Below are 26582 nucleotides of genomic sequence, written 5' to 3'. Positions count from 1 at the left end.
AACCGAGGCCCGGGCTTTTCGCCACCCTGGACCGGGCCGCGAGTGTGGCCCGAAAGCCGGCCCATGTCACCCGGCGTGACGCGCCCCGAGACGGGATTCGCCGGACCGATCAGTGCAGGTCGCCGGCGCTGGCGCGGACGCTCCGCCCGAGTTCCTGCCCGAGGCGCAGGAGCAGCATGTCGACGAGCAGGCGCAGATCGGCGACGCCGAGCTCGTCGATGGCGCTCCGGCAGGCGATGGCGTGGCCGGCGGCGCGCTCGAGGGGCTGCTGCGCCGCCTCCGGGATCGGCACCGCGCGGCTGCTCTCGGTGACGTCCAGGATGATGCCGTGGCCGTGCGTGACGGTGCCGGCGGCGTCGCGGAAGATGCGGCCGCGGTCGAGGATCGTGCGCAGCTGCCCCGAGGGCGAGAGGGTGCGGTACTCGGCGACGAAGAGGCCGCCGGTGCGCCCGAGGGCGCGGAACTGGCGGAACAGCGCGTCCCGGTCGTCGGGGTGGACGCAGGCCTTGGCGCGCTCCAGCCGGATCGGCGTTCCGGCGAGCCCCGGGTCCCCGGCGAGGACACTCGCGGCGCCGGCATCGAGGATGCACTGGTCCTGGCTGCCGGACCACGCCCAGGTGCCGACGACTCCGGAGGCGTCGAGGGCCGCCTTCAGATGGTCGAGCGGCTCGCGGGCGCCGTCGATCGCGTTCACGAACAAGACCTTCCTCCGCGGCGAGGTTCCTCTGAGGCTCGGGGGATACATTTCGAGGTCCGCAAATGCAAAAACTATTCAAGCTGTGCCGGCCATGAGCACAGCTGCGATCCCGTCATACGCGGCAGCCCCGGGGAAGTTGCAGGGCTCGCCACGGTACGGTGGCATCCCTGCGAATAGGGTTAATTCCGGCAGGTATGGCTTGCGAATGCTGGCGATCCGGCAGGTCTGGACGCGGCACCCGGCGTACGGCACTTGAAAAAAACTTGCTCAAATGCAGCAGGTTGCTCTCTGGCGCGGCCAAGCCGCGCAACCGCCCTCGCGGCCGCCCGGGTGCCGGGCGAGGCCTCAACCGATCTGGCTGAACAGGGTCACCGCCCCGAAGACGAGGACGGAGAGCACGGCCACGGCGAGCAGGATCAGGGCCGCGCGCGATTCGCGTAACTCCGGCGACATGCGTGCGCGCGCTCCGGTGATTCGATGATCCGCGGCGATCCGCGGATCGGCCTGGCCCCGGGCCGGTTCGCGCGGGGCGTCCGCGCCCTTGTTCGCACCGTTCCGGCGGCCTGTCGAGTTGGGCCCCGCGGGGTCCGCGGGCGATCCCCGGGGACGCCTCAGGCGACATCCTCGGGCACGTCCTCCCCGGCCAGGACCGCCTGCGCCCGCGGCCGGTCGATGTCGCCCTCCCAGGCCGCCACCACGACGGTGGCGACGCAATTGCCCACGAGGTTTCCGACCGCGCGCGCCATGCCGACGAACCAATCCACCGAGAGTACCAGCACGAGGCCGATCGCCGGGATGCTCGGCACCGCGTTGAGGGTCGCGGCCAGGATCACGATGGCCGAGCCCGGCACCCCGTGCGCGCCCTTCGAGGTGATGAGCGAGACGCCGAGCACCACGAGGAGGTCGGTGAAGGCGAGCGGCGTGTTCGTCGCCTGCGCGATGAACACCACCGCGAGGGTCAGGTAGATCGAGAAGGCGTCGAGGTTGAAGGAGTAGCCGGTGGGCACCACGAGCCCGACGACGGATTGGCGGATGCCCATCGCCTCGAGCTTGCGCATCACCTGCGGCAGCACCGCGTCCGAGGAGGCGGTGGCGAGCACGATGGTCAGCTCCTCCCGCAGATAGGCGAGGAAGCGCAGGATCGAGAAGCCGGCGAGCCGCATCACCGCGCCGAGCACCACGAGGACGAAGAACAGCACCGCGGCGTAGAACAGCAGCACCAGGGAGACGAGCTGCTGCAGCGAGCCGACGCCGTAGCGCCCGACCGTGTAGGCGACCGCCCCGAGGACGCCGACGGGCGCGAGCCGCACGATCAGCCCCATGGCCCGGAACAGCACCGTCGAGAGCTTCTCGATGAAGCCGCTGACGCTGCGGGCCGTCTCGCCCCCGACCAGCGCGAGGCTGACCCCGAACAGGATCGCGAAGACCAGCACCTGCAGCACGTCGTTGCGCGCGAAGGCGTCGAAGATCGTCAGCGGCAGGACGTTGAGGATGAAGCTGCCGACGCCGCTGCCCTGGAGCTTGCGGGCGTTCTCGGAGGCCGCCGCCATCGCCTTCGGGTCGAGGCTCGCCGGGTCGATGTTCATGCCGTGGCCGGGGCCGACCGCGTAGGCGAGGACGAGGCCGATCACGAGGGCCAGCGTCGTCATGACCTCGAAATAGATCAGGGCCTTGACCCCGACCCGCCCGACCTTGCCGAGGTCGCCCGCCCCCGCGATGCCGTGGACGACGACGCAGAACACGATCGGCGCCACGATCATGCCGATGAGGCGCAGGAAGGCGTCGCTGAAGAACTTCAGCCCCTGCGCGAAATCCGGCGCCAGGATGCCGAGGGCGATGCCGAGGAGGAGGCCGGCGAGGACCTGGACGAAGAGGGATCGGTGCAGCCCCGCGCGCCGGGCCGGGACCGCCGCTGCCACGCTCGTCATGGGTTCCTCCCCGCAGGCCGGGGCTGCCGGCCAGGGGTGCCGGCCAGGGGTGCCGGGCCGGGCCTGTCGCCGCGCCGAATCTCCGAATCGGAGCGTACAGGCAAGACGGGAGCCAGTCGCGTCTCGCCGGCCCAGAGCCACGGCCCGGATCCCCGGCTTCGAAGTCGTGCGCCCGGCATAGGCCTGCAAAGGCCCGGAATCGCCGGGGCCCGGGCCTGCCCCGCGCCCCCGGGGCTGCTATGATGGGGGCACGGCCGATGCCGCGGCCGGCCCGCCCCGCGGCCGGGCGCGCTGCCGAGGAGGCCCGCGACGATGTACCAGCCGGATTTCATCGAGATCGAGAGCCGCCTCGGCGCCCACAACTACAAGCCCCTCGACGTGGTGCTGACCCGGGGCGAGGGCGTCTGGGTCACGGATACGGACGGGCGGCGCTACCTCGACTGCCTGTCGGCCTACTCGGCGGTGAACCAGGGCCATTGCCACCCGAGGATCCTGGCCGCCCTCACCGAGCAGGCCGGGCGCCTGACGATCTCGTCGCGGGCCTTCCGCAACGACCAGCTCGGCCTGTTCTACGAGGAGCTCGCGGGGCTGACGGGCTCCCACAAGGTGCTGCCGATGAACAGCGGCGCCGAGGCCGTCGAGACCGCCATCAAGGCCGTCCGCAAGTGGGGCTACGAGGTGAAGGGCGTGCCCGAGGACCGGGCCGAGATCATCGTCTGCGCCGACAATTTCCACGGCCGCACCCTCGGGATCGTCTCGTTCTCGACGGACCCGGATTCGCGCGGCGGCTTCGGCCCGTTCCTGCCGGGCTTCCGCATCGTGCCCTTCGGCGACGCGCAGGCGCTGGAGGCCGCGATCACCCCCGACACGGTGGCGTTCCTGGTCGAGCCGATCCAGGGCGAGGCCGGCGTCGTCATCCCGCCCGCGGGCTACCTGCGGCGGGTGCGCGAGATCTGCACGCGCCACGGCATCACCCTGATCCTCGACGAGATCCAGACCGGGCTCGGGCGCACCGGGCGGCTGCTCGCCGAGGAGCACGAGGGGATCGTGGCCGACGTCACCCTCGTGGGCAAGGCGCTCGGCGGCGGCTTCTACCCGATCTCGGCGGTGCTCTCGAACTCGGCCGTGCTCGGCACCCTGAAGCCGGGGCAGCACGGCAGCACCTTCGGGGGCAACCCCCTCGCCTGCGCGGTGGCGCGCGCGGCCCTGAGGGTCCTGGTCGAGGAGGGCATGATCGAGAACGCCGCCACCCTCGGGCCCTACTTCCTGGAGCGGCTCGGGGCCCTGCGCAGCAACCGCATCCGGGCGGTGCGCGGGCGCGGCCTGATGCTCGCCATCGAGTTCCACCCGGAGGCCGGCGGGGCGCGCCCCGTGGTCGAGGCCCTGCGGGCGCGGGGATTGCTGGCCAAGGACACCCACGAGCACACAATCCGCATCACCCCGCCCCTCGTCATCACCCGCGACGAGATCGACTGGGCGATGGAGCGCATCGAGGCCGTGCTGACGGGGTGACGGGCCGACGATGTCGGCGGGGCGGGCGCGCTCCCGCTCGGGCCGGCGGCGTCTCCGCCGCCGCGGGCGATCAGAGCCGGAAGATCGATCCGGCCGCCGCGAGGGCCGCCTGCTTGGCGGCGCGGGCCGCCTCCAGGCGCTCGATCTCGGCCCGGAGCGCCGCGATGCGCAAGTCGAGATCGTCGACCGAGAGATCGTCGAGCTTCTGGCCGATCTCGTGCGCGGGGCGCGTCCGGATGGCGTAGGCCTCGTCGTCCATGGTTCGGTCTCCCGATTGGGCCCGGGCGGGTCGAGCCGGGCGCGCCGGGTTCAAAGGATAGGGCTCCGGAGCGGCGCGGCGAGATCTTGTTCCGTCCGGATCCGTGCCGAGACGCGCGCCCTCCTGGCGCGCCCCGGCGTTCCACGCCCAGCGTCCTCCGGCCTGCGTTCTCCTGCCTGCGTTCTCCGGCCCGCGCCGGGGCTTCAGGTCAGGCTGAAGCGGAGCTCGCCGAGGCCCTCGAGGCTGCAGGCGATCTGGTCGCCGGGTTTCAGCCATTGCCGCTCGGCGCGGGGGATCTTCTCGCCGAAGATCACCCCCTGCGGCGTGCCGGTGTAGAAGATGTCCCCGGGCTTGAGGGTCATGATCTTCGAGGCGAAGCTGATCAGCTGGCGGCAATTGAAGATCATGTCGTTGGTGTTCCAGTCCTGGCGTTGGACGCCGTTGACCCGGGTCTCGAGGCGCAGGTTGTTCGGGTCCTTCACGAGGTCGCTGGTGACGAGGTAGGGCCCGAGCGGCCCGAACCCGTCGCTGGTCTTGCCGATCATGAACTGCGAGGTCAGCGTCTGCAGGTCGCGGGCGCTGAAGTCGTTGCCGGTGGCGTAGCCCGCCACGTAGTCGAGCGCGTCCGCCTCCGAGACGTCGCGGCACTCGCGCCCGAACACCATCACCAGCTCGACCTCGTAGTCGAACTCCCGCGCCGCGGCGGTCGGCAGCTTGATCGTGCCGCCGTGGTGGTTGAGGGCGTTGTTGTACTTGTTGAACAGCGGCGGATCCTTGGGGATCGGCGTGTCCGTCTCTTCGGCATGCCTGCGGTAGTTGAAGCCCATCATGATGATCTTCTCGGGCCGGGTGACGAGCGGCGCGTAGGCGACCTTGTCCGGGTCGAGGAGGAGCTGGGCGTCGGGCCGGCTGCCCGCCGCCTCGACCACGGCCGCGAGCTCGGCGCCCCAGCCGTTCTGCAGCAGGTCGTCCATGTCGACGGGCGCCGGCAGGCCGAGATTCTCGGCCGCGGCGGTGACGTCGAGGACGCCCCCCGCGAGCTTGACGCCGAGGCCGTAGCCGCCCGCGCGCCGCAGGTTGAGGAGCGTCAGGCCGCGGGGCATCGCGAAGGTCCGGGCCGCTGCCCCCGCCCTGGCGCCGGCGCCGCTGCCGCCTTGTCCTTGTCCTTGCGCCGCCGCCGGCAGGCCGCCGACCGAGGCGGTGGCGAGCCCCGCCGCCGTCGCCTTCAGAAAATCGCGTCGATCACCCGTCATGCTGCCCTCGCGCGTTCCCTCGGCCGTGGCCCGGGCTCGTGGAGCGGCCCGTGGTCCGTGGCTCGACCCCATACTGAAGAGGGCGGCGCGGCATTGCACGCGAAGATTGCACGCGTCCCCAACAGGGCGGGACCTCTGTCAGGCCCGGCCCCGGACGGGTGCGGCGCGGGGCTCAGCCGTCCTCGGGCATCAGCGCGGCGGCGCTGCGGGCCCGCAGCGGCGGGGCCGCCTCGTCCCGGACGAAGTGGGGCATGAAGCCCGCCATGATGCTCGCCGGGATGTCGAGGGGCCGGTAGCGGACCGTGTCGACGAACATCAGGGTCTGCTCGCCCCGCCCCAGGAGCCCCTGCGTCCGGCTGTGGATCTCGTGGCTCAGGGTCACGAACTTCCGGTTGTGGCTCGCGATGCGGATGCGCACGAAGATCGGCTCGAACTCCCGGGCCTCCCGCCGGAAATCGTGCGTGAAGGAACGCGTCAACACGTAGAAGCCCGTGGTGGCGAGGTCGAAATCGGGCATGCAGACGTTGAAGAACAGCTCCCGGGCCTTGCCGACCCAGCGGAAGTAATTGGCGAAGTAGATGTTCCCGACCGAGTTGGTGTCGTCGTAGGTCGGGATCAGCTGCAGCACGAACCAGGGCCCGTCGAAGCCGTGGGAGGCCACCGCCTCCTCCGGCGGCACCACGAGGGTCGGGACCGCCCGCGGCTGCGGCCCGCCGGCGGCCTCGGCCGGGGGCTGCGGGCTCGCGCGGCCGACGAGGGCGCCGAGGGCCGGCAGCGCCCCGATGGCGCCGACGATCGGGGAGATCCCCAGGAGCGCGCCCTCGGGCGCGATGTAGCCCGCCAGGAACACCAGGGCGGCGGCGAGCCCGATCATGCCGCAGAGCACGCCGTCATAGCCCTGCCGCCCGCTCACCGTCTCGCAGACGAGGCAGAGCGAGGCGCCCACGAACAGGGTCGCGAAGGGCAGCATCAGGTACATCATCGACAGGCCGGCGAACCAGACCGCCCCGGCGGCCGCGAGGGCGGCCGCGAGGGTCCAGAGCGGCGAGGCGACGAGGCCGGCGGGCACGAAGGCGAGGATCGGGCTGACGCTGCGGGTCGTCACCGAGGTCAGGAGCCAGCGGGTGGCGGCGTAGAAGCTGTCGATGGTCGAGACCATCGCGAGGAGCGTCCAGAGCAGGTAGGCGCCGATCACCGGGGCGATCCCCGCGCGGGCAACCGCGCCGGTCACGGCGGCCTGGGCGCCCGGGATCCCGTCGGCGGAGGGGATCAGGACGCCGGGGCCGGACAGGGCGGCGAGCGACGCGTTGAGGACGAGGAGCCCGAGGAACAGCAGCGCGCCGCCCGCATAGGCCACCCGGATCGAGCCCCCGTCCCGGTGGATCGCCACCACCCGCTGCCATTGCTGCACGTCGCTCCAGGGGCCGAGGAGGAAGCCGACCAGCGAGGGCAGGACGAGGCCGTAGAAGCGCTCGTCGAAGGCCGCGAGGGGGACGGGGGGCGCCGGCGGCCCCGCCGCGAGGCCCGCCAGCGCCACGAGGGCCGCCGCGACGCCGACCGCGAGGTAGCCCGCATGGAGCCAGCGCAGGGCCCGGACCGAGGCCGCGTGTCCGGTGGCGGCGCCGACGAGCAGGACGAGGATCGCCGCGAGCGGGGCGTTCGGGCCGAAGAGCGGGAGCAGAACGTAGGCGACGAGCCCGTAGGCGGTCACGCCGACCGCCGCGACCTGGGCCAGCAGGAACAGGCCGGTGAAGCGGCCCTCCACCCGCCGGACGATCTCGGCGGGGTTCCGGTGGGGCGCCCCGAGGACGTGGCCGAAGAGGTAGAGCCCCGCCGCGTTCGGCCCCGCGAAGGCGAGGAAGCCGAGCCAGCCATACGTCAGGGTGACGTGGATGGAGTAGAAGAAGCCGAGGCCCCAGAGCCAGGACAGGCCGATCGTCGGGGCCCAACCGAGGGAGCGCAGCGTCCGCAGAGTCATCGATCCTCGCACGCGATGACCGGGGGCGATGACCCCGGGCCGCCCGGCCGGCGGGCCGTCGCGACGCGGAGCCCCCCGCCGCCCCCGCGCCTCGGGGGCCATCACCCGTACGGTACCGGACCCCATCATGGCGCCTCGGGCCGGCGGCGTCTGTCCCCGCCGGGCAACACGTCCCGACAAGGCAACGCCCGGCTCCGGATCGCGGCTGCGGCGATGCGCCCGAGGTCTGGTGGTGGCGGTGGGGCGGTGGGCGCCCGGTCAGGCCCCGACGGCGCGCACGGGGCTCGCCCAGATGCGGGGCGCCTCCGCGGGGAGCAGGCGCGCGAAATCCTGCGGGATGCGGTCGATGATGTCGAAGATCTCGCCGGCGGGCCGGGCCGGGCTCAGGATGTAGCCCTGGATGTCGCTGCAGTTGCGGGCCTTCAGGATCCGGGCCTGCTCGGCGGTCTCGACGCCCTCCGCCGTCACCGAGATCGACAGCTTCTGGGCGATCGCCAGGATCGCCTCGATGACCGCGAGGCTCTCGTCCGAGGAGTTGATGTCGCGCACGAAGGAGCGGTCGATCTTGATCTTGTCGACGGGGAACTTCGCCAGGTAGCTGAGCGACGAGTAGCCCGTGCCGAAATCGTCGAGCGCGATGCGGATGCCCATGCCGCGCAGCTCGTTGAGGTTGGTCATCGTGATGGCGGTCTTGTCGAGGAAGACCGATTCGGTGATCTCGATCTCGAGCCGGTCCGGGTCGAGCCCGGTCGACGCGAGCGCCGCCGCGATGTCCTCGACGAAGCCGGTGGTGCGGAACTGGATCGGCGAGATGTTGACGGCGACGCGGATGTGGCGGGGCCAGCGCGCCGCCTCGCGGCAGGCCTGGCGCAGGACGTAGCGGCCGATGGCGACGATCATGCCGGTCGCCTCCGCCACGGGGATGAACTCCACCGGCGAGACGGAGCCGCGGGCCGGGTTGTTCCAGCGCAGCAGCGCCTCGAAACAGACGACCCGCCCGTCGCGCAGGCTGGTCAGGGGCTGGTAGTGCAGCGCGAGCTCGTTGCGCTCGATGGCGAGCTTGATGTCCGCCTCGAGCTCGCGGCGGGCGCGCTGCGTCACCTCCAGCTCGTTCTCGAAGACGTAGAAGCTGCCCTTGCCCTTGGCTTTCGCCCGGTAGAGGGCGAGGTCGGCCTTGCGCAGCAGGCTCTCGGGGTCCTCGGCGTTCTGGGGCGTCAGGGCGATGCCGACGCTGACGCCGATCTCGGCCTTGACGGCGTCGATCAGGTAGGAGGCGCTGACGAGGGCGATCAGGCGCTCGGCCAGCGCGATCGCCTCCGCGGTGCCGTTGCAGCGCTGCAGCACCGCGAACTCGTCGCCGCCGAGGCGGAAGATCCAGACGCCCTCCCCGTTCAGGGGCTGGAGCCGGGCCGCGACGCTGCGCAGGAGCTGGTCGCCGACCCCGTGCCCGAAGGTGTCGTTGACGACCTTGAAGCCGTCGAGGTCGAGGTAGAGCAGCGCGCAGGACGTGCCCGAGACGGCGGCCCGGGCGCACTCGCTGGTGGCGCGGTCCTGGAACAGGGCGCGGTTGGCGAGGCCCGTCAGGGGGTCGTAGCTCGCCAGGAAGGCGATGCGGTCCTCGGACTTGCGGCTCGCCGTGATGTCCGAGCCGACGCCGCGGAAGCCCGTGAAGCGGCCGGCCTTGTCGTAGGCCGGCTTGCCGCTGAGCTGCCACCAGCGCGTCTCCTCGCCCCGCGGCAGCTCGACCACGTGGTCGCGGAAGGCGGTCCGGCCCCGGATCAGGGCCAGGACCTCCGGACCGCCGGCCCCGAGGGCGCGGTCCGCCCCGCCGGCCAGGAACGCCGCGAAGGGCGAGCCCTGCAGCGCCTCGACCGTCCGGCCGGCCACCTGCGCGACCCGGGGGGAGACGTGGTTGAAGCAGCCGGCACGGTCCGTCTCCCAGAGCCAGTCGCTCGTGCTCTCCTCGAACTCGTGCAGGAGAAGCCCGATGGTCTCGTTCTGATCGCTGACGCGGACGCGGTCGAGGATGCGCTGGTAGGACAGGTGGCTCATCCGCCGCACGCTGAACAGCACGAAGGCGGCGTAGACCGTGAGCAGGATCGCCAGGTGCGCGCCGATCAGCTCCCCGCTGCGGGCGAGGCCGAGGAAGCTCCCGGCCACCAGCGGCACGGTGAAGACGAGGGCGACCGACAGGATCGGCCCGATCACGTAGGCGTCGGCGATCAGGCCGGCGGCGATCGCCACCACCAGCATGCGGTGGTCGCTGTCCGACGACGAGAACAGGGCGATCGGCATCGTGCCCCAGGCGGCCCCGAGGGCGACGGCGATCAGGTTCGAGACCCGGTAGCCGAGGGCGATGTCGGCATCCGACATCGACTCGGAATGCTGGCGCCGATGGGCCCAGGCCGCCGCCACCGCGATGCAGCTCGTCGTCGTCACGACGACGAACAGGCCGATCAGGTAGCTGGCCGACGCCTCGCCCCAGAAGAAGACCAGCACCGCCGCCGCCACGATCACGTGGGTCACGGCGGAGTAGTTGGCGAGCTTCAGGGTCTCGTCGAGCTGGCCGAAGCGCGTCGCCAGGACGTAGCGCTCGAACTCGGCCGGCGCCGTCTCGGAGGCCTCGGGGGCCGCCTGCGCGGCGGGCCCCGGCCAGAGCCAGCGCCGCAGCCGCCCCCCCGTCGCGCCGAGGCGGCCCGGCAAGGACGCGGGCCGCGGTGCCGGCCGCGGCCGGGCGGCGCCGGGCCCGGTCTTCGTCTGTCGCGGACTTGCCATGGCGATCAGTGCAGCCGGCGCGGCGTCACGACCATGCGCACGCCGCCATGCGGACGCAGCGTCACGCTGAAGCGCGCGTCCGGGCGGCCCGAGCCGTTGCGGCTGAAGCGGTAGGCCGGGAGAAGCTCCGCCAGGATCGCGAGGCATTCCGTGATGGCGAAGCCCATGCCGATGCAGATCCGCGGGCCGGCCCCGAAGGGCATGTAGGCGTAGCGGTCGCGGGCGGCGGACTGGGCCGGGCCGAAGCGGTCGGGGTCGAAGCGCGCGGGCTCGGACCAGAGCTTGGCGTGGCGATGGAGCGCGTAGACGGGCACGTGGACGGAGCGCCCGGCCGGGATGCGGGTGCCGCCGAGGCTGATCTCCCCGAGGGTCTTGCGCACCAGGAGGGGGGCCGCCGGGTAGAGGCGCATTACCTCCATGAGCACCTGCCGGGTATAGGTCAGCACCTCGAGGTTCGGGCCCTGCCCCGCCTGGGCCGCGGCGCGCATCTCGGCGACGACGCGGGCCTCGACCTCCGGGTGCTCCGCCAGCAGCCACAGGGTCCAGGCGAGCGTGATGGCGGTGGTCTCGTGGCCCGCCGCGATGAAGGTCAGGAGATTGTCGGTGAGGCTCTCATCCGACATCGCCGCCCCCCCTTCCGGGTCGCGGGCCTGCAGCATCAGGCCGAGGAGATCGGAGCCGGTCTTGCCGCGCTGGCGGCGGCTCGCCACCGCCGCCGCGACGGTGCCGCGCAGGTAGCGCGCGGCCGAGACCGCCCGGAAATAGCCCGGATGCGGCATCCAGGCCGGGGCGCCCACGAGGGTCAGGGCCATCTTCCAGCGGGTCTGGTCGAGATAGGCGTTCATCGCCCGGCCGAAGGCCCCGACATCGAGGCCGACCTCGTCCGACATCATCGTGGCGACGATGATGTCGAAGGTCGTGCGCATCATCTCGGCGAGGACATCCAACGGCGCGGACTCGGCCCCGCGCGCGGCCCCGCGCTCTGCGCCCTGCCGGTCCCAGCGCGCCCGGGTGGCGGCGGCGGCGCCCGTCATGGCGGGCACGAATTCCCTGATCCGGTCGTGGCGGAAGACCGGCGCGGCGGTGCGGCGCTGCGCCTTCCAGCGCTCGCCGTCCGAGGTCAGGATCCCGTCGCCGAGGGCCGGCTTGAGGGAGCGGGTCAAGAATTCCTCGCGCCCGAGCTGCGCGGCCTGCGTCACCAGAAGGTCGTGGATCAGGCGCGGATCGCTGACGAAGACGGTCTTGCGCCCGAGGAAGCGGGCCTCGACCAGGCTCTCGCGGTAGACCTCGGCCGGCCAGGCCTCGATCATGTTGCGCACCACCGTCTGCACGAGGCGCGGGAACGCTGCCGCCTCGGCCACCGAGGCCTTGAACGACGGCGCCGCCGTGGAGAGCGGGAACGTGCTCACTGTGGTTGTCTGCATCCGCGCGACACCTGTAACCCTAAGGTGCAACGCTATCCCGCCGGTGCTTGACGGGCCCTTAATCGCTCTGTTCGAATCCGAGCGGACACCGTTCGGCCAGGATCTCGCCGCGATTCACCCCCGCGGTCCCAGGTTGATCTTCGGCCAATGCTGCGAGTCCCTGGCGCCCCGACACGCGAATAGCCGGCTTCGCCCGTCCATCGGGCGGGTTTCGGGGCTTCGTTCCGGCACCGCAGGTTCGGATGTTGGCCGAAATTCGACCTGAGTTAACCGAACCTTCAGGTCTGCGGCGCGCAAGTTCTACTGTCAGTTGTGGTGCCGGTGGCGCGTGCGGAACCTGCGGAACCGCGGAGCCGCTACCGACGCGCCCGAAGGCTTGGAGTTGTCGGGATGTTCGGAGGCTTGAAACGGTCTGCGGTCGAGATGGCGGCGAAGTTCGCCGCCCTCGACCGCTCTCAGGGCATCATCGAGTTCGACCTCGACGGGCGGATCCTGAACGCGAACGACAATTTCCTGCGCGTCCTCGGCTACGCGCTGTCGGAGGTGCAGGGCCGGCACCACGGCCTGTTCGTCGAGCCCGCGATGCGCGAGGATGCGCAGTACCGGGCGTTCTGGGCGGCCCTGCGCGAGGGCCGCTACCAGGCCGGCCAGTTCCGGCGCATCGGCAAAAACAACCGTGAGGTGTGGATCGAGGCGTCCTACAATCCGATCCTCGACCGGCACGGCCGGCCCTTCAAGGTGGTCAAGTTCGCCACCGACATCACCCGCCAGAAGGCCGAGGACGCCGACCGCCAGGGCCAGATCGACGCGATCCGGACCTCCCAGGCGGTGATCGCCTTCGCCCTCGACGGCACCATCCTGGACGCCAACGAGAACTTCCTGAAGACCCTCGGCTACACCCTTCCGGAGATCGTCGGGCGCCATCACGGCCTGTTCGTGGAGGCCGCCGACCGGGAGAGCGCGGCCTACCGGGCGTTCTGGGAGACCCTGCGCCAGGGCCGCTACCGGGCCGGCCAGTACAAGCGCATCGGCAAGGGAGGCCGGGCGGTCTGGATCGAGGCCTCCTACAACCCGATCCTGGATGCCGGCGGGCGCCCCTACAAGGTGGTCAAGTTCGCCACCGACATCACCCCGCAGGTCACCCTCCTGGCCGATCTCCAGCGCCTGATCGCGCAGAACTTCGGCGAGATCGACGGGGCGATCGCCCGGACCGACGCGGAATCCACCGCGGCGACGCAGGCCGCGGGCAGCACCGCCCAGGCCGTCCAGACGATGGCGGCGGCGACCGAGGAGCTCGCAGCCTCGGTGAGCGAGATCTCCGAGGGCATGGCGAAGTCGCGCCGGGCCACCGACGACGCCCATGCGCAGGTGGCCGCCGCCAACGCCTTCACGGAGCGGCTCGCGCAGGCGGCGAGCGCCATGGGGGGAATCGTCGGGCTGATCCAGACCATCGCGGGCCAGATCAACCTGCTGGCCCTCAACGCGACCATCGAGTCGGCGCGGGCGGGCGAGGCCGGCCGCGGCTTCGCCGTGGTGGCGAGCGAGGTGAAGAGCCTCGCCAACCAGGCCGCCCGGGCGACCGAGCAGATCGCGGGCGAGATCGACGGCATCCGCGCCGTCGCCGGGGAGGTCGTCGGCGCCCTCGGGGGGATCGGGGCCTCGGTCGCGACCCTGCGCGACCACGTCGTCAGCGCGGCCGCCGCGGTGGAGGAGCAGAGCGTGGTGACGCGGGACATCTCCTCCAACATGCAGGAGGCCGCCGACGCGGTGGCGGCGATCTCCGGCAACGTCCGGGCGATCTCGGGCTCCCTCTCGGGGGTGTCCCAGGCCGTGGCCACCACGAAGGAGGCGGCCCGCATCCTGGCCCGCTGATGCCGCGCGCCCGAGACCGGCCCGGCCCCGGCCCGGCCCGGCCCCGGCAGCTGTCAGCCGACCTTGGCGGTGGCGACGGCCTCGCCGGCCATGCGGAAGACGTCGATGCCGGCCGCGCGCAGCGCCGCGACGGCGTCCCGGCGGCTGCGGACGGGCTCGCCGTCCGCGCTGTGGAAAACCCCGCCCCGGCTCATCACCAGCCGCATCGTCGCGTCCCGCCGGGTGATCCGGACGGCCCGGTCGCCGAGGAGGCTCGTGCGCACGATCTCGGCGCTGCCTTCAAGCACTGCGCGATCGTCGGAAGGGACGAGGCTAAGCATCAGTTCGTCATCGGGCCGGACGGCGCCGGCTTCCAGACCGGGAATTCTGAAGAGACCTGGCGACCAGCTTTGCTCCTGAGTGGAAAACGTCAACCTTCAGTTTTCGATCAGCCCGAGCGACGCAATCATCCGCAGGAACTCCCGAAATTTAAAGCCTATCAGCGACAATTTCACGTTGAACTCACGCCTTTACCCGGCAGATGCTGGACGCTATCGGGTTTTTTATTTGGAATGTTTTCTTAGAATGATCCATGATAAACGGATTGTAAGGGAACAACGCTGGGATGCCGGTGCGTATTCGGACGCAAGGACGGCATACGGCGGGGCGGGACCGGCTTCGTCGCATTATCCCCGCATTAAGGAGTCACACGCACCGTCCCGACAGGCGCCAGGGAGGTGACGCATGGCAGCATACGCTTTGGAGGGACCGCTCTGGGGCGCGGGGGCGACCGTGTCCTGGGCTGTGGACGCGAGCATCCCGGCGGCGTTCCAGCCCATCCTGACCGCGGCCTTCGCCGATTGGTCGGCGCACGCGAACATCACCTTCGTGCAGGCCGCCTCGGCATCCGGCGCCGCTATCCGGTTCAGCAACGGCGCCATCGACGGGCTCGACAACGTCCTGGGCCAGACGCGCTACACCTATTTCGGCAATCGCTTCACCTCCGCCGACATCACCTTCGACAGCGGCGAGGGCTGGCACGCCGCGGCGGGCGGCATCGTCAGCAACCACAAGGCCAGCCTCTTCCTCGTGGCCCTGCACGAGATCGGCCACGCCCTCGGCCTCGATCATTACAGCGGCGCGACGGCGGTAATGAACCCCTATCTCAGCAGCGCCGTGACCGACCTCACCGCCTCGGACATCAGCGGCATCCAGGCGCTCTACGGCGCCCCCGCGGTCGCGAGCGCGAGCCCCGCGCCGGTTCCGGCGATCCCCACGGCGGCCGCGGTCCCGTCGCCGACCGTCGCGTCGGCGGGGCTGCACGACAGCTTCCGCTTCTTCAACGCGGCCACGAACGACCATTTCTACACCTCGAGCGTGGCCGAGCGGGATTGGCTGATCAACAGCAAGATCGGCTACGTCTACGAGGGCGTCGCCTGGGCGACCCCGGATGCCGGCCCCGGCACCATCGACGTGTTCCGCTTCTTCGACACGGCCCACGGCACGCATTTCTACACCACCGGCGTCGCCGAGCGGGACCAGATCATCAAGACCCTGCCGAGCTACGTCTACGAGGGCGTCGCCTTCGAGGCCTACGCGAGCCCGGCGGCGGGAGGCCCCGGTGCCGTCACCCTCGAGCGGTTCTTCAACACGCAGAGCGGCGTCCACCATTTCGCCGGGAGCGCGGGCGAGGCCGACGCGATCCGGGTGGGCGCCGCCGGGGCCGGCTGGGTCGACGAGGGCAAGGCCTTCACGGTCCACGTGCCGAGCGACTGGCTCGTCACCTGAGCGGGGCCGGAGGCGCCGGGGCGGCTCTACTCTCCGGCCCCGACGAGCTCCGCATCCCGCGTCAGCTGCCGCTCGGTCCGCCGGGGGGCGAGATTGTCGAGGGACATGCGCCGCAGGCCGAGGACGAGGAAGATCCCGGTGACGGCCGCGAAGGCGCCCCCGACCCCGAGCGCGGCGAGCGCCTGCGAGCCGATCAGCGCGCCGATGGCCCTGACGAGGGCCAGGACCAGCAGAAGCAAGCCGCCGACGAGCAGGATGAGCGCGAAGCCGAAGCGGGCGATCAGGGCCGCGATGGCGCGGAGATTGCCGTCGGCCTCGACCTGAAACAGCTTCAGCTCCTTGCCGATCAGGTCGCCGCCGGCCCGCAGGGCCTCCGCGAGCAGGCTCCAGCGGCTCGGCAGCGCGCGTTCCGGTGCGCGGCCTGCCTGCGATCGATCGACCATGAGCGTCCCTCGATGGGGCCGGTGCGAGGCGGCGCGCCCCGCGCCCGGCATGGATGTCCGATCAACGCAACGGCAGCGATCCCCCGGCGTTCCCGGGCGCGCCCGATCCACCCTCAGCCGGCGGCCTTCACGGCGCGGGCGATGCGCTCGACCATGCCCTGCGACAGGCGCACGAACTGGCCGGTGCCGCGGCCCTGGCCGTCGAGGAGTTCGGCGAAGACGGGCTTGGCGGGCGTCGGATCGAGGGCCGCGACCGCGCAGGGCCGGCGGCGCTTGGCGCGCAGGCGCTCGGCCAGGACGGCGGGAACGAAGGGATCGTGCACGCGAAGCCTCTCTCCGGCCCCGGCGAGCCGGTGACGGCGACCGGAGAGACGGGTCTAGGCGGCCCCGGTTTCGGGGCCGTTAAGGCGGCGCGTGCGCGGCCGTTCCGCCGCCCTGAGCCCGCCGCCTGGAACGGGTTGTCCCTCAACCCGCCTTGCGGCCGCGGGGCCGCGACGCGTCGGGATCCTCGGCCTGGCCGCCGGCGCGCCCGAGGCCGATCGACTTGGCGAGTTCGGAGCGCTGTGCGGCGTAGTTCGCCGCCACCATCGGGTAGTCGCTCGGCAGGCCGTAGCGCTGGCGGTAGCTGTAGGGATCGAGCCCGTGGCCGGTGAGGTGGCGCTTGAGGGTCTTGTAGGGCTTGCCGTCGATGAAGCTGATCAGCGCGTCCGGGGTGATCGACTTGCGGACCTGCGCCGGGGTCGGCTTCTCGACCGTCTCGGCGGCCGCGGCGGTCGCGGCACCGGTGGACAATCCCTGCAGGGCCGTGTGGATGCTGGCGATCAGGCTCGGTAGCTCCGCGACAGGAACGGAGTTGTTGGACACATAGGCGGAAACGATGTCACCGGCGAGTGCAATGAATTCGGGGTTCGTCCCCTGGCTTTCTTCTGACATTTCAACGGCCCATTGGAAGTTGCTCAGCGCGCCTATGATCACCTTGCTGCCACCGCATCAAGGGGTAATGCGTCCCTATGTGTAATTTTTTCGCTATGGCTGGGAAATTTTGCTTGTCAGCCGGAATAAACAACGTTTCATTCTGCAGGCTAGAGCCTGAATGGGCTCCGGGTCGGCTCCCCGTCCCAGGCCGGGGTCACGATGCCACAGCGGCCGAACGCGCCGTGGCCGGAGCCCCGGCCAGGCCGTATCGGCCGGCCATGGATTCCCTCTCCCTCACCATCATGGCCGCGGCCTTCGCCTATTCGGGCTTCATCGTGCTGGCGATGCGGCGATGACGGTGTGCCCGCCGCCGCCTTGCTCTATGCTGGCCGGGCGACGGGCACAGGTGGAAGCGCCGATGATACGCACGGAGATCGCGCCGGGCCTGACGGTCGCCGGCCAGCCGAACGGCGAGGACATCGCCGGGCTCGCAGCGGCGGGCTACGCGCTCCTGATCAACAACCGCCCCGACGGCGAGGAGGCGGGACAGCCCGGCTCCGAGGCCGAGCGCGAATCGGCCGAGGCGGCCGGCCTCGCCTACCGGCACCTGCCCGTGACCGGCGCGACGATCACCCGCGCGGAGATCGAGAACTTCCGGGACGCGGTCGCGGGCGCCTCCGGCCCGGTCCTCGCCCATTGCCGCAGCGGTACCCGGTCCCTCACGCTCTGGGTCCTCGGCGAGGTGCTCGCCGGGCGCATGCGGCGCGCGGACGTCCTCCCTTTCGGCGCCGCCCGGGGCTTCGACCTGACCGGGGCGGTCGGCTGGCTCAACGCGCACGCGCCGGAGACCGACGATCGGCCCGGCGCGTCGGCCTGATCGGCGCGCGGCGCGGATGCCGTGAAGAGTCCCATCGACTGACCGCTCTGAAACAGCCGACACGGCTTCGTATTGCGCGCGCTCGACCGGTTCTGGTGCGTCCGGGATCCTCATTCGCAAGAGCGAAAGCCGAATTGCGACCTCGCTTCCGGAGCCGATGATCTTGCCTGACCGATGATCTGCTTGATGAACTCAGAGACCTTCGATCAGATTTTGACGAGGATCGTGCGGGAGCGGACGAAATGTGCGCAGCTGTTTCGCGCCAATTCGGAAATTTCGGATGGGTTTAACAAAAGAGGGCATGGGCCGATCGGCGTTGCGCATACCGTCTTGACCCAGGGCGTGTGGGTTGGGGCGGATCCATGGCAGCGCAGGTGATTTCAGGGCGATTCGATCGCACGTGGCGCAATATTACGAGCGCCGTCAGCGTGTGGACGAGCCAGGATTGCTCGCTCTTCGAGCGATTGCTTCCGGCCAATCGCTGCGTCACGACCAATGACCTGATCCAGATCGCCCGCAGCGGCCGGCGCCAGCAATCCTGAGCGGTCGGACCCGGTCCCGTAACGGTCCATTAACCATGCCGGGAGATCCTGCCTCATCCGCAACACGATGAGGCGACCCATGGCATCGACCCCCCTCCGGCCCATGGCATCGAGCCTCGCCAAGTATCCGATCCCGATCGAGCTGATCGCGGCTCTGTACCGGGCGAGCGAATGCGAGTTCGGGCGGCTGGTCTCCACCATGCCGGAATACGGCCGCGCCCGCATCGCCGCCTACTGCACCGAGCGGGAGCGGCTGCAGCCCCTGGCCCTGAAGCTCGCGAGCACCTGCGAGGAGGCGACGCTGATCAAGGCCGCCGGCGCCGAGACCGGAGCCGACCTCTTCGCGCAGTCGCGCGCCGGCCTCGAGCACTGACCGCTGGCCCTTCGAGGCCGGGCGCTGCGGCACTGACGATTTGGCGGCGCCTCGGACGATCGTTCGGGGCGGCGGGCGCAGGCCTGGTCTCCCGGGCGTGGGCGAGCGTGACGCGCGCCGGGCCGAGCCCGATCAGCGGTGCGAACAGGTCTGCCTGAGCCAGTCCCAACACCGCGAGCCTCCCGGGTTTCCTCGGAAACCACGGGCCGCTCGTTTTGCGGTGCTCCGCGCCGCCTCAGGCGGCATCCCGCGCCGTCACGGCGCTCTCGCCCTCGGCGTGCCACGCGGCCGTCAGGCCGACGCTCGCCGTCATGACGACGCGATTGGCGGCATCCCGCACCTCGATGCGCAGGGGATTGTCGACGTAGCGGCCGGGCTCGTCGGCCGCGATCTCGCACAGGGCCCTGAGCGCTTCCTCCGAGACCGCCGCGCGGTCCGGGCAATCGACGCCGTCCGGATCGTGATAGGTGACGCGGGGATCGTAGACGTCGAAGAAAAATCGAGCCATAGGTGCGGATACTCCTATCGGACTGAAGATAGGTCGGACGTGATTCGAAGGCACGGAAAGATTCTGCGGCTGATTGGTTGGATAGACAACCAATAGAGCCGAATCAACGTGGGACGGCCGTACGATTCTGTACCGAGAGTGACATTTAGAATTGCATTCCCCCGATGGCAATGTCGCAGAAATTTTACATCTCCGTCGTCCAGCTCTTTTGACGGTCGGGGCGGAGGTCTCGGGCCCCGCGAAGTCCTGCCGCTCCTCGAAAACGCCCGCGATCCCGGCCAGGATCGCGGGCGTGAGCCTCGCTCGCCGTTCGCCCCCTTCCCGTCCCGTCCTCGGCGCCTGAGCGGTTCGGGTGGAACAGGCCTTCTTCGCGCGCGATGCCGCGTCCGTGGCGGCCGACCTGATCGGGGTGGGGCTCGCCGTCGACGGCGTCGGCGGGATCGTGGTCGAGACCGAGGCCTATGACCGGAGCGATCCGGCCTCGCACAGCTTCATCGGGCCGACGCGGCGCAATGCGAGCATGTTCGGGCCGCCAGGCCACGCCTACGTCTACCGCTCCTACGGCATGCACTGGTGCCTGAACGTCGTCTGCGAGCCGGGCAGCGCCGTGCTCCTCCGCGCGATCGAGCCGCGAGCCGGCCTCGATCGGATGCGGGCGCGCCGCGGCCTCGACGATCCGCGCCGGCTCTGCGCCGGGCCCGGGCGCCTGTGCCAGGCCCTCGGGATCACGGGGGCGCAGGATGGCCTGCCGATGCACCGGCTCCCCTTCGCCTGGACCCCGCGGGCCGAGCCGGTCGCGACGGCTGCCGGGCCTCGGATCGGCATCACCCGCGGCGCCGAGACGCCCTGGCGCTTCCTGCTCGCCGGCTCGCGCTTCGTCAGCCGGCCGCTTCCCCGGGTGACCTGACGGCCCGGTCGGCACCGGGGCGGGTGCCCGCACGAGAGTCCCCCGCGCGGCGGCGCGGAGGGCTCGGGTCGTTCCGGGTGAGCCGGCGGCTTCGGCGCCGCCGGCGGTGCGTCGCGTCCCTCAGGCCAGGGCGTGGCCGCCGGTCTGGAGGTAATGCTCCAGCGGGTCGATGCCGGCCTGGGCCACCTCCGGATGGCTCGCCAGGTACGCGTTCGTGTTGAACGACGCGCTCGGGTTGCGGCCCTCGTGCCACCCGACCTCCTGATAATGCAGCAGTGGGTTGGCGCCCGAGGCCGCGACTTCCGGGTTCTGCTGAAGGTAGTACGCGGTGTCGAACGCGGCATTCGGGTTGCGCAGCTCGCGCGCCCCGAAGGTGAGGTAATGCTCCAGGGCGTAGGAGGCGGCCTCCCGGCCGGCGGGCACGGCCGCCGCCACGTCCGCGTATTGGGCGAGGTAGAAATCGGCGTCGAAGTCGCCGATCACCCGGCCCGGTCCCTCGCTCTCGCCCGCGAAGACCGTCCGGCCCTCGTCCTGGCCGTTCGTCAGGTAATGCGCCAGGGCGTTGATCCCGGCCGCCGCCACGTCGGGATTGGCGTGGAGATAGGCCTCGGCGGAGAAGCCCGGGCTCGGGCTGCGGCCCTCGCGCTCGCCGAACGTGAGGTAATGCTCGAGGGGGTTGATGTTGGCCGCGGCCACGTCCGGATTCTCGGCGAGGTACGCGCGGGTGTGGAAGTAGGCGTTCGGATCCCGGCCCTCCTTCCAGCCGAAGGTCTCGTAATGCGTGTCGGCGTCGACATGCGCGCGCCAGACGTCGAGGTTGTTCGCGTAGTAGAACACGTCGTCCACCACGTGATGCCCGTCGTTGTTCTGGATCTCGCCGTCGGTGAAGCGCAGCGTGTCGATGCCGCTGATGTCCCGCGTCACGCCGTCGGGGCCGACGAGGACGAGGGCTTCGCCCGCGAGCGTCACCCGCGCCTCCGTGAAGGCGAAGCCGAAGCTCGCGCTCGCCTGCGGCGCCTGGCCGCCGAGGCTGATGTCGAGGCTCGACTGCCCGACCGCGCCGGCCGCGTCCGTCACCGTGTAGGTGAAGTGCTCGGCGGTCCTGACGGTGTCGTCGAGGTTGTTCGCGCCGATCGCCTGGTAGCTGTAGCTGCCATCCGCCGAGACCGTCAGGGTGCCGTGGTCGGACACGACCTTGACGGTGCCCTCGGTCGGGACCGCGACCGGCAGCCCGCCGGAGAACTGCACGGCCGTGACCTTGAGGGCCGCGCCCGTGTCGTTCGCCAGGAGGTTGCCGGAGACCGCCGGCGCGTGGGCGAGCGTCTGATTGAGGTCGCCGACCAGCACGGGCGCCGTGCCGCCGGATCCACCCGAGCCGCCGGATCCGCCGGTGCCCCCGTCGCCGCCGGTCCCACCGCCGCCGGTGCTGCCGCCACCTGTGCCGCCGCCTCCCGTGCCGCCGCCTCCCGTGCCGCCGCCTCCCGTGCCGGTGTTGATCGTCAGGCTGACGGGAGCCGCCGGCGCGCCGGCATTGCCGGCCGCATCCGTGGTGCCCACGGTGAGGCTGTAGCTGCCGTCGGGGAGGGTCGGGATGTCGACGGTCCAGCGCCCGTCCGTCCCGGTCGTGCCGGTGGCCGAACCCGGGCCCTGCGGCGTCTCGTAGGTGACCGTCACCGTGCTGCCGGGCTCGGCCGTGCCGGTCAGGGTCGGGGACGCGTCGGTGACGACCCCGTCCCCGTCATCGCCGACGATTCCCCCGAAGACCGGCGCGGCCGGCACCACCGTGTCGATCACGACCGGCAGGGCTTGCGAGGCCGGCGAGGATGTGCTGCCGGGCGCCAGGGCGGTCGCGACGAAGCTGTAGCTGCCATCCGCCAGCGCGGGCAGAGCGATCTGCCAGGCCCCGTCGGTGCCGACCGTGCCGGTCGCCGTCGCGGCGCCCCCCGCAGCGCCGGTGTAGCTCACCGTCACGGTGCTGCCGGGGCTCGCGGTCCCGACCAGGATCGGGCTCGCATCGCTGGTGATCCCGTCGCCCGGCGTGCCGGTATCCTCCTGGATGCCGGTGATCGTCGGGACGGGCGTCCGCGGGGGCGTCGTCGTGCCCGCGTCGATGACGATCGGGTTGCCGCTGCCGACCGCGCTGTTGCCCGCCGCATCCGTGACCACGACCGAGGAGGTGACGGGGCCGATGAGGCCCGACAGGTCGACCGTGTAGGTGCCGTCGGCGGAAGCCGTCGCCGCGACGCGGGTCCCCGCGGCGTCCGTGAAGGTCACGGCCGCCCCTGAGCCGGCGTCGAGGCCGCTCAGGGTGAAGCGCGCGGTCGCGGCCTCGGCGGGGGTCAGGACGCCGTCCGCCGACCCGTCGAGGGCGAGCGCCACAGCCGGCAGGGCATCCGCCACCGTGTCGATGGTGAGGGCAAGCGGCGCCGAGGTGCCGCCCGGTGCCCCGGAAGGACCCGAGGTCGTCGCGGTGAAGCTGTAGCGCCCGTCGGCGAGTTCCGGGACGGGAACGGTCCAGTTCCCGAGCGCATCGACCGGGCCCGTCAGGGTCTGGGCGCCCGCCGCGGTCGCGAAGGTCACCGTGACGGTGCCGCCGGCATTGCCCGTTCCCGTCAGGGTCGGGGTGGCGTCGCTGGTGATCCCGTCGCCGGCAACGCCCGAATCCTCGGTGAAGCCCGAGATCGTCGTCGGCACGGTCGCATCCGGGCCGACGGCAACGTTGCGGGTGGCCGGGGTCAGGCTCGCGAGGTTGCCGGCGCGGTCCGCGATGTCGGAGCCCGCCGCGAGGCCGAGGCTCAGCGTTCCGGCGCCGGAGACCCCCGCCACCGTGACCGTGTAGGTGCCGCCGGAGCCCGTCACGCCGGCGATGGTACCGGTGGCGCCGTTCGTGCCGGTCAGGCTGAAATCCTCCGCGCCGACATTGGCGACGGCCTCGGGGAAGCTCACCGTGTAGGTGAAGGTCTCGGCGGTCAGTCCGCCGGCCGTGTCGGCGCCGGCGGTGCCGGCCGGCGCCGTCGCGTCGATGCTGATCGGGAAGGGCGCGCTCGCCACACTGGCGTTGCCGGCGGCGTCGCGCGCCGACGCCGTGACCGCGTAGGCCCCGTCCGGCAGCAGCGGCAGGGTCGCGGTCCAGGCTCCGCTCGCGCCCGCCACCGTCTCGACGAATTGCGGACCGGCCGCCGTGGTGAAGTCGAGGCGGATCGCGCTGCCCGGGTCGGCCAGTCCGCTGAGGGTCGGATTCGTGTCGGCGGTGAGGGTGTCGCCGAGCGTCCCGGTATCGTCGGCGAGGCCGGTGATCACCGGGGCTCCGGGGGCGCCCGTCGCGAGGCTGACGGTGTTGCCGGCCAGCGTGGCGGCGTTGCCGGCCACGTCCCGCAGGGCGAGATTCGCGCTCACCGGCCCGCTGAAGCCCGACAGGTCGACCGCGAAGGTGCCGTTCTGGCTCACCGCGACCTCCGTCGCGCGGATCCCGTCGCGGAAGGTGATCGTGCCGCTGGTGCCGGCATCGAGCCCCGCCACCGTGTAGGCGACCGCGGTCGCCTCCGCGGCGTTGATGAGGCCGTCGGCCGTCCCGTCGACCACGAGCGTGGTCGGCGTGCCCGCATCCACGCCGGTGTCGATCGTGAGCGCGAGGGGGGCCGAGGTCCCGATCGGGGTACCACCCGCGGTTGCGAGGCTCGCGGTAAAGCTGTAGTCGCCGTCCGCGAGGGTCGGCAGGGTCAGGCTCCAGGTGCCGTCCGCCAGGACCGTTCCGGTGGCTTGCGCCGGGCCGGCCGCGGTCGCGTAGGTCACCGTGACGGTGGACCCCGCCGCTCCGATTCCCGTGAGGGTCGGGGTGGGATCGCCAGTGATCCCGTCGGATGGCACGCCGGTATCGATCGTGTAGCCGGTGATGACCGGCAGCACCGGGGCGACGCCGATCACCGCCCGGTCGGCCGGGGTCAGGCTCGCGGCGTTGCCGGCCAGGTCCGTGATGTCGGAGCCCGCCGCGAGGCCGAGGCTCAGCGTGCCGGCGCCGGAGACCTCCGCCACCGTGACCGTGTAGGTGCCGCCGGAGCCCGTCACGCCGGCGATGGTGCCGGTGGCGCCGTTGGTGCCGGTCAGGGTGAAATCCTCCGCGCCGACATTGGCGACCGCCTCGGGGAAGCTCACCGTGTAGGTGAAGCTCGCGACCTCCGGGCCGCCGGAGGCGTCGGCCACCGCGGTGCCGACCGGCGCGAGCGTGTCGAGGGTCAGCGACGGCCCCGCGATCGTGCCGGCGTTGCCCGCCGGATCGGTGACGCGCAGGCTCGTGGTCACCGGCCCGTCGAGACCGGAGAGGTCCGCCGCGTAGGTGCCGTTCGCCCCGATCGCGACGCTCACGCTGGCAGTGCTGGCATCCGTGAAGGTGGCGGTGCCGGTCGTGCCGGCATCGAGGCCCGCGATCGTGAAGGCGGTCGCCTGCGCCTCGGTGGCGTTGAGCCTGCCGTCCGCCGTCGTCGCCACCGTGAAGGCGAGGGCCGGCGGGACGTCGACGTTGGTGTCCACCGTGACGGCCACCGCCGGCGAGGGCGCGCCGACATTGCCGGCCGCGTCGGTCAGGTGGACCGAGAGGTTGTGCGGCCCCTCCCCGAGCGGCGCGCCCGGGCTCACCGTGAAGCCGCCGTTCTGGCCGACCGTGGCCGTACCGACCGGCGCGGTGCCGTCGAGGAGCGTCACGGTCGCGCCCGCCTCGCCGGTGCCGGTGATCGCCGGCGTGGTGTCGCTGGTGGCGCCCCCTGCGCTCGTCACGACCGGGGCTGCGGGGACCGCCGTATCGATGGTGAGGCTCACGGGCGCCGAGGGCGCGCCGAGATTGCCCGCCGCGTCGGTGGCGGTGGCGGTGAACGCGTAGGGGCCGTCGCCGAGGGCGGTGCCGGGGGTGACGCTGAAGGCGCCGCCGGCATCGGCCGTGACGGTGGCGATGAGAATGCCCCCGCTGGTGATGGTGACCGTGCTGTTGGCCTCCGCCGTGCCCGTGATGGTCGGCGTGTTGTCGTTGGTCGGGCCGGGCGCGATCGTCAGGACCGGGGCCGGCGGCGCGCCGGTGTCGACGGTCAAGGTCGGGCCGGTCGCGGCCGGGCTGATGTTGCCGACCGCGTCGGTGGCCGTGGCGGTGATGAGGTTGGGGCCGTTGGCGAGGGCCGTCCCGGGGGTGAAGGACCAGGCGCCGCGGGCGTTGGCCTGGACCGTGCCGAGGGGGGTGCCGTCGTCGAACACCGTGACGGTGGCGCCGGCCTCGGCCGTGCCGGCGATGGCCGGCGTGGCGTCGGCGGTGACGCCCGAGGCGGTGGTGAAGACCGGCGCGGCCGGCGCCGTCACGTCCACCGTGACGGTGATCGCCATCGAGGGCGCGCCGACATTGCCGGCCGCGTCGGTCAGCTGGACCGAGAGGTTGTGCGGCCCCTCCCCGAGCGGCGCGCCCGGGCTCACCGTGAAGCTGCCGTCCTGGTCCACAATGGCCGTGCCGACCGGCGCGGTGCCGTCGAGGAGCGTCACGCGCGCGCCGATCTCGCCGGTGCCGGTGATCGCCGGTGCGGCGCTGCTGGTCGGACCGCCCGCGCTGGTGAGCACCGGCATGACCGGGGCGGCCGTGTCGATGGTGAGGCTGACGGGCGCCGAGGGCGCGCCGACATTGCCGGCCGCATCCCGGACGGTGGCGGTGAGCGCGTAGGTGCCGTCGCCGAACGCAGGGACCGGGGTGAAGCTGAAGGCGCCGCCGGAATCGGCCGTCACCGTGCCGAGCACCGTGTTCCCGTTGGCGATGGTGACGGTGCTGTTCGCTTCCGCCGTTCCCGTGAGGGTCGGGGTGCTGTCGCTGGTCGGACCCGCGGGTGCGGTGAGGGTCGGGGTGGTCGGAAGCGTGGTGTCGACCGTGACGCCGATGGCGGCCGTGACCGGGCTCGTGTTGCCGGCCGCGTCGGTGACCCGGACCGAGAGGTCGTAGGTCCCCTGCCCCAGGGGCGTGGTCGGGCTGACCGTGAAGCTGCCGTCCGGGTTGACCGTGGCGGTGCCGAGAGCGGTGGTGCCGTTCAGGAGCGTGACGGTGGCGCCGGGCTCGGCCGTGCCCGTGACGGCCGGCGTCGTATCGGCGGTCGCGCCGCCGCCCCCCGTCACGACCGGGATCGTGGGAGCCAGGCTATCGATCGTGACGGCCACCGCCGGCGAGGGCGCGCCGACATTGCCGGCCGCGTCGGTCAGCTGGACCGAGAGGTTGTGCGGCCCCTCCCCGAGCGGCGCGCCCGGGCTCACCGTGAAGCCGCCGTTCTGGCCGACCGTGGCCGTGCCGACCGGCGCGGTGCCGTCGAGGAGCGTCACGGTCGCGCCCGCCTCGCCGGTGCCGGTGATCGCCGGCGTGGTGTCGCTGGTGGCGCCCCCTGCGCTCGTCACGACCGGGGCTGCGGGGACCGCCGTATCGATGGTGAGGCTGACGGGCGCCGAGGGCGCGCCGAGATTGCCCGCCGCATCGGTGGCGGTGGCGGTGAACGCGTAGGGGCCGTCGCCGAGGGCGGTGCCGGGGGTGACGCTGAAGGC

General features: G+C 71.9%; 20 protein-coding genes. 7 read left to right on the top strand and 13 right to left on the bottom strand.

What is annotated here, in order from left to right:
* Positions 1 to 109: 109 nt before the first annotated feature.
* Complete coding sequence (locus F6X51_RS24820) at positions 110 to 694, bottom strand: PAS domain-containing protein (RefSeq protein WP_246696991.1); 585 nt, start codon at positions 692 to 694, stop codon at positions 110 to 112.
* A 614-nt stretch (positions 695 to 1308) separates the two neighbouring features.
* A complete protein-coding gene (dctA, locus tag F6X51_RS24815; RefSeq protein WP_150966530.1) occupies positions 1309 to 2625 on the bottom strand; it encodes a C4-dicarboxylate transporter DctA in 1317 nt (438 codons plus the stop codon).
* Between the two features lie 312 nt (positions 2626 to 2937).
* Here dctA and rocD point away from each other — a divergent pair, with 312 nt between their 5' ends.
* Positions 2938 to 4137 carry an ornithine--oxo-acid transaminase gene (gene rocD / locus F6X51_RS24810; protein ID WP_150966528.1) on the top strand — a complete coding sequence of 400 codons (1200 nt, stop codon included), beginning with the start codon at positions 2938 to 2940 and terminating at the stop codon, positions 4135 to 4137.
* A 70-nt stretch (positions 4138 to 4207) separates the two neighbouring features.
* On the opposite strand, the gene F6X51_RS24805 is transcribed toward rocD, so the two are convergent.
* The 5 genes from F6X51_RS24805 to F6X51_RS24785 all read right to left on the bottom strand — a co-directional run bounded on the left by F6X51_RS24805 (position 4208) and on the right by F6X51_RS24785 (position 11826).
* Complete coding sequence (locus tag F6X51_RS24805; RefSeq protein WP_150966526.1) at positions 4208 to 4396, bottom strand: DUF1192 family protein; 189 nt, start codon at positions 4394 to 4396, stop codon at positions 4208 to 4210.
* A 203-nt stretch (positions 4397 to 4599) separates the two neighbouring features.
* Positions 4600 to 5649 (bottom strand): fumarylacetoacetate hydrolase family protein, encoded by a 1050-nt coding sequence (locus F6X51_RS24800; protein ID WP_150966524.1) that lies wholly within the window; start codon positions 5647 to 5649, stop codon positions 4600 to 4602.
* A 172-nt stretch (positions 5650 to 5821) separates the two neighbouring features.
* A complete protein-coding gene (locus F6X51_RS24795; protein WP_150966522.1) occupies positions 5822 to 7627 on the bottom strand; it encodes an acyl-CoA thioesterase in 1806 nt (601 codons plus the stop codon).
* 258 nt (positions 7628 to 7885) lie between these two features.
* Positions 7886 to 10402: a putative bifunctional diguanylate cyclase/phosphodiesterase gene (locus F6X51_RS24790; protein WP_150966520.1), complete on the bottom strand. Its 2517-nt coding sequence runs from the start codon at positions 10400 to 10402 to the stop codon at positions 7886 to 7888.
* Positions 10403 to 10407: 5 nt separating this feature from the next.
* Positions 10408 to 11826, bottom strand: a complete 1419-nt coding sequence (locus F6X51_RS24785) for a cytochrome P450 (RefSeq protein WP_150966518.1) — start codon at positions 11824 to 11826, stop codon at positions 10408 to 10410.
* A 390-nt stretch (positions 11827 to 12216) separates the two neighbouring features.
* Between F6X51_RS24785 and F6X51_RS24780 the strand changes: the two genes are divergently transcribed.
* The gene (locus F6X51_RS24780; RefSeq protein ID WP_150966516.1) at positions 12217 to 13698 is read left to right on the top strand and encodes a methyl-accepting chemotaxis protein; all 1482 of its coding nucleotides are present in this window, start codon (positions 12217 to 12219) and stop codon (positions 13696 to 13698) included.
* A gap of 53 nt (positions 13699 to 13751) precedes the next feature.
* Here F6X51_RS24780 and F6X51_RS24775 read toward each other — a convergent pair whose 3' ends face one another.
* The gene (locus tag F6X51_RS24775; protein ID WP_150966514.1) at positions 13752 to 14111 is read right to left on the bottom strand and encodes a PAS domain-containing protein; all 360 of its coding nucleotides are present in this window, start codon (positions 14109 to 14111) and stop codon (positions 13752 to 13754) included.
* Positions 14112 to 14421: 310 nt separating this feature from the next.
* On the opposite strand from F6X51_RS24775, the gene F6X51_RS24770 reads away from it, so the two are divergent.
* On the top strand, positions 14422 to 15465 hold the full coding sequence (locus tag F6X51_RS24770) for a matrixin family metalloprotease (RefSeq protein WP_150966512.1): 1044 nt from the start codon (positions 14422 to 14424) through the stop codon (positions 15463 to 15465).
* A gap of 26 nt (positions 15466 to 15491) precedes the next feature.
* Here F6X51_RS24770 and F6X51_RS24765 read toward each other — a convergent pair whose 3' ends face one another.
* The 3 genes from F6X51_RS24765 to F6X51_RS24755 form a co-directional block, all read right to left on the bottom strand.
* A complete protein-coding gene (locus F6X51_RS24765; protein WP_191970258.1) occupies positions 15492 to 15908 on the bottom strand; it encodes a phage holin family protein in 417 nt (138 codons plus the stop codon).
* Between the two features lie 113 nt (positions 15909 to 16021).
* Complete coding sequence (locus tag F6X51_RS24760; RefSeq protein ID WP_150966508.1) at positions 16022 to 16231, bottom strand: hypothetical protein; 210 nt, start codon at positions 16229 to 16231, stop codon at positions 16022 to 16024.
* A 142-nt stretch (positions 16232 to 16373) separates the two neighbouring features.
* Complete coding sequence (locus F6X51_RS24755) at positions 16374 to 16841, bottom strand: MucR family transcriptional regulator (RefSeq protein ID WP_150966506.1); 468 nt, start codon at positions 16839 to 16841, stop codon at positions 16374 to 16376.
* Positions 16842 to 17241: 400 nt separating this feature from the next.
* On the opposite strand from F6X51_RS24755, the gene F6X51_RS24750 reads away from it, so the two are divergent.
* The 3 genes from F6X51_RS24750 to F6X51_RS24740 all read left to right on the top strand — a co-directional run bounded on the left by F6X51_RS24750 (position 17242) and on the right by F6X51_RS24740 (position 18615).
* A complete protein-coding gene (locus F6X51_RS24750; protein WP_150966504.1) occupies positions 17242 to 17700 on the top strand; it encodes a TIGR01244 family sulfur transferase in 459 nt (152 codons plus the stop codon).
* Between the two features lie 362 nt (positions 17701 to 18062).
* Positions 18063 to 18242, top strand: coding sequence for a hypothetical protein (locus F6X51_RS24745; protein WP_150966502.1), 180 nt, complete (start codon positions 18063 to 18065; stop codon positions 18240 to 18242).
* Between the two features lie 79 nt (positions 18243 to 18321).
* The gene (locus tag F6X51_RS24740; protein WP_150966500.1) at positions 18322 to 18615 is read left to right on the top strand and encodes a hypothetical protein; all 294 of its coding nucleotides are present in this window, start codon (positions 18322 to 18324) and stop codon (positions 18613 to 18615) included.
* 235 nt (positions 18616 to 18850) lie between these two features.
* Here the strand turns inward: F6X51_RS24740 and F6X51_RS24735 are convergent, their stop codons facing one another.
* Positions 18851 to 19123 carry a DUF6894 family protein gene (locus tag F6X51_RS24735; protein ID WP_150966498.1) on the bottom strand — a complete coding sequence of 91 codons (273 nt, stop codon included), beginning with the start codon at positions 19121 to 19123 and terminating at the stop codon, positions 18851 to 18853.
* A 352-nt stretch (positions 19124 to 19475) separates the two neighbouring features.
* Between F6X51_RS24735 and F6X51_RS24730 the strand changes: the two genes are divergently transcribed.
* Positions 19476 to 20030 carry a DNA-3-methyladenine glycosylase gene (locus F6X51_RS24730; RefSeq protein ID WP_150966496.1) on the top strand — a complete coding sequence of 185 codons (555 nt, stop codon included), beginning with the start codon at positions 19476 to 19478 and terminating at the stop codon, positions 20028 to 20030.
* A gap of 120 nt (positions 20031 to 20150) precedes the next feature.
* Here F6X51_RS24730 and F6X51_RS24725 read toward each other — a convergent pair.
* Positions 20151 to 26582, bottom strand: a 6432-nt coding sequence (locus F6X51_RS24725; protein ID WP_191970257.1) for an Ig-like domain-containing protein, incomplete at its 5' end; no start/stop codon positions are given.

This window comes from Methylobacterium planeticum (assembly GCF_008806345.1).
Classification (GTDB): Bacteria; Pseudomonadota; Alphaproteobacteria; order Rhizobiales; family Beijerinckiaceae; genus Methylobacterium; species Methylobacterium planeticum.
This window is presented reverse-complemented; position numbering and strand designations above follow the sequence as displayed.

Coding starts and splice junctions, on each gene's coding strand:
- dctA (WP_150966530.1), bottom strand. CDS start 2,625: ATGACGAGCGTGGCAGCGGCGGTCCCGGCCCGGCGCGCGGGGCTGCAC.
- rocD (WP_150966528.1), top strand. CDS start 2,938: ATGTACCAGCCGGATTTCATCGAGATCGAGAGCCGCCTCGGCGCCCAC.
- F6X51_RS24805 (WP_150966526.1), bottom strand. CDS start 4,396: ATGGACGACGAGGCCTACGCCATCCGGACGCGCCCCGCGCACGAGATC.
- F6X51_RS24800 (WP_150966524.1), bottom strand. CDS start 5,649: ATGACGGGTGATCGACGCGATTTTCTGAAGGCGACGGCGGCGGGGCTC.
- F6X51_RS24795 (WP_150966522.1), bottom strand. CDS start 7,627: ATGACTCTGCGGACGCTGCGCTCCCTCGGTTGGGCCCCGACGATCGGC.
- F6X51_RS24790 (WP_150966520.1), bottom strand. CDS start 10,402: ATGGCAAGTCCGCGACAGACGAAGACCGGGCCCGGCGCCGCCCGGCCG.
- F6X51_RS24785 (WP_150966518.1), bottom strand. CDS start 11,826: ATGCAGACAACCACAGTGAGCACGTTCCCGCTCTCCACGGCGGCGCCG.
- F6X51_RS24780 (WP_150966516.1), top strand. CDS start 12,217: ATGTTCGGAGGCTTGAAACGGTCTGCGGTCGAGATGGCGGCGAAGTTC.
- F6X51_RS24770 (WP_150966512.1), top strand. CDS start 14,422: ATGGCAGCATACGCTTTGGAGGGACCGCTCTGGGGCGCGGGGGCGACC.
- F6X51_RS24765 (WP_191970258.1), bottom strand. CDS start 15,908: ATGGTCGATCGATCGCAGGCAGGCCGCGCACCGGAACGCGCGCTGCCG.
- F6X51_RS24755 (WP_150966506.1), bottom strand. CDS start 16,841: ATGTCAGAAGAAAGCCAGGGGACGAACCCCGAATTCATTGCACTCGCC.
- F6X51_RS24750 (WP_150966504.1), top strand. CDS start 17,242: ATGATACGCACGGAGATCGCGCCGGGCCTGACGGTCGCCGGCCAGCCG.
- F6X51_RS24745 (WP_150966502.1), top strand. CDS start 18,063: ATGGCAGCGCAGGTGATTTCAGGGCGATTCGATCGCACGTGGCGCAAT.
- F6X51_RS24740 (WP_150966500.1), top strand. CDS start 18,322: ATGGCATCGACCCCCCTCCGGCCCATGGCATCGAGCCTCGCCAAGTAT.
- F6X51_RS24735 (WP_150966498.1), bottom strand. CDS start 19,123: ATGGCTCGATTTTTCTTCGACGTCTACGATCCCCGCGTCACCTATCAC.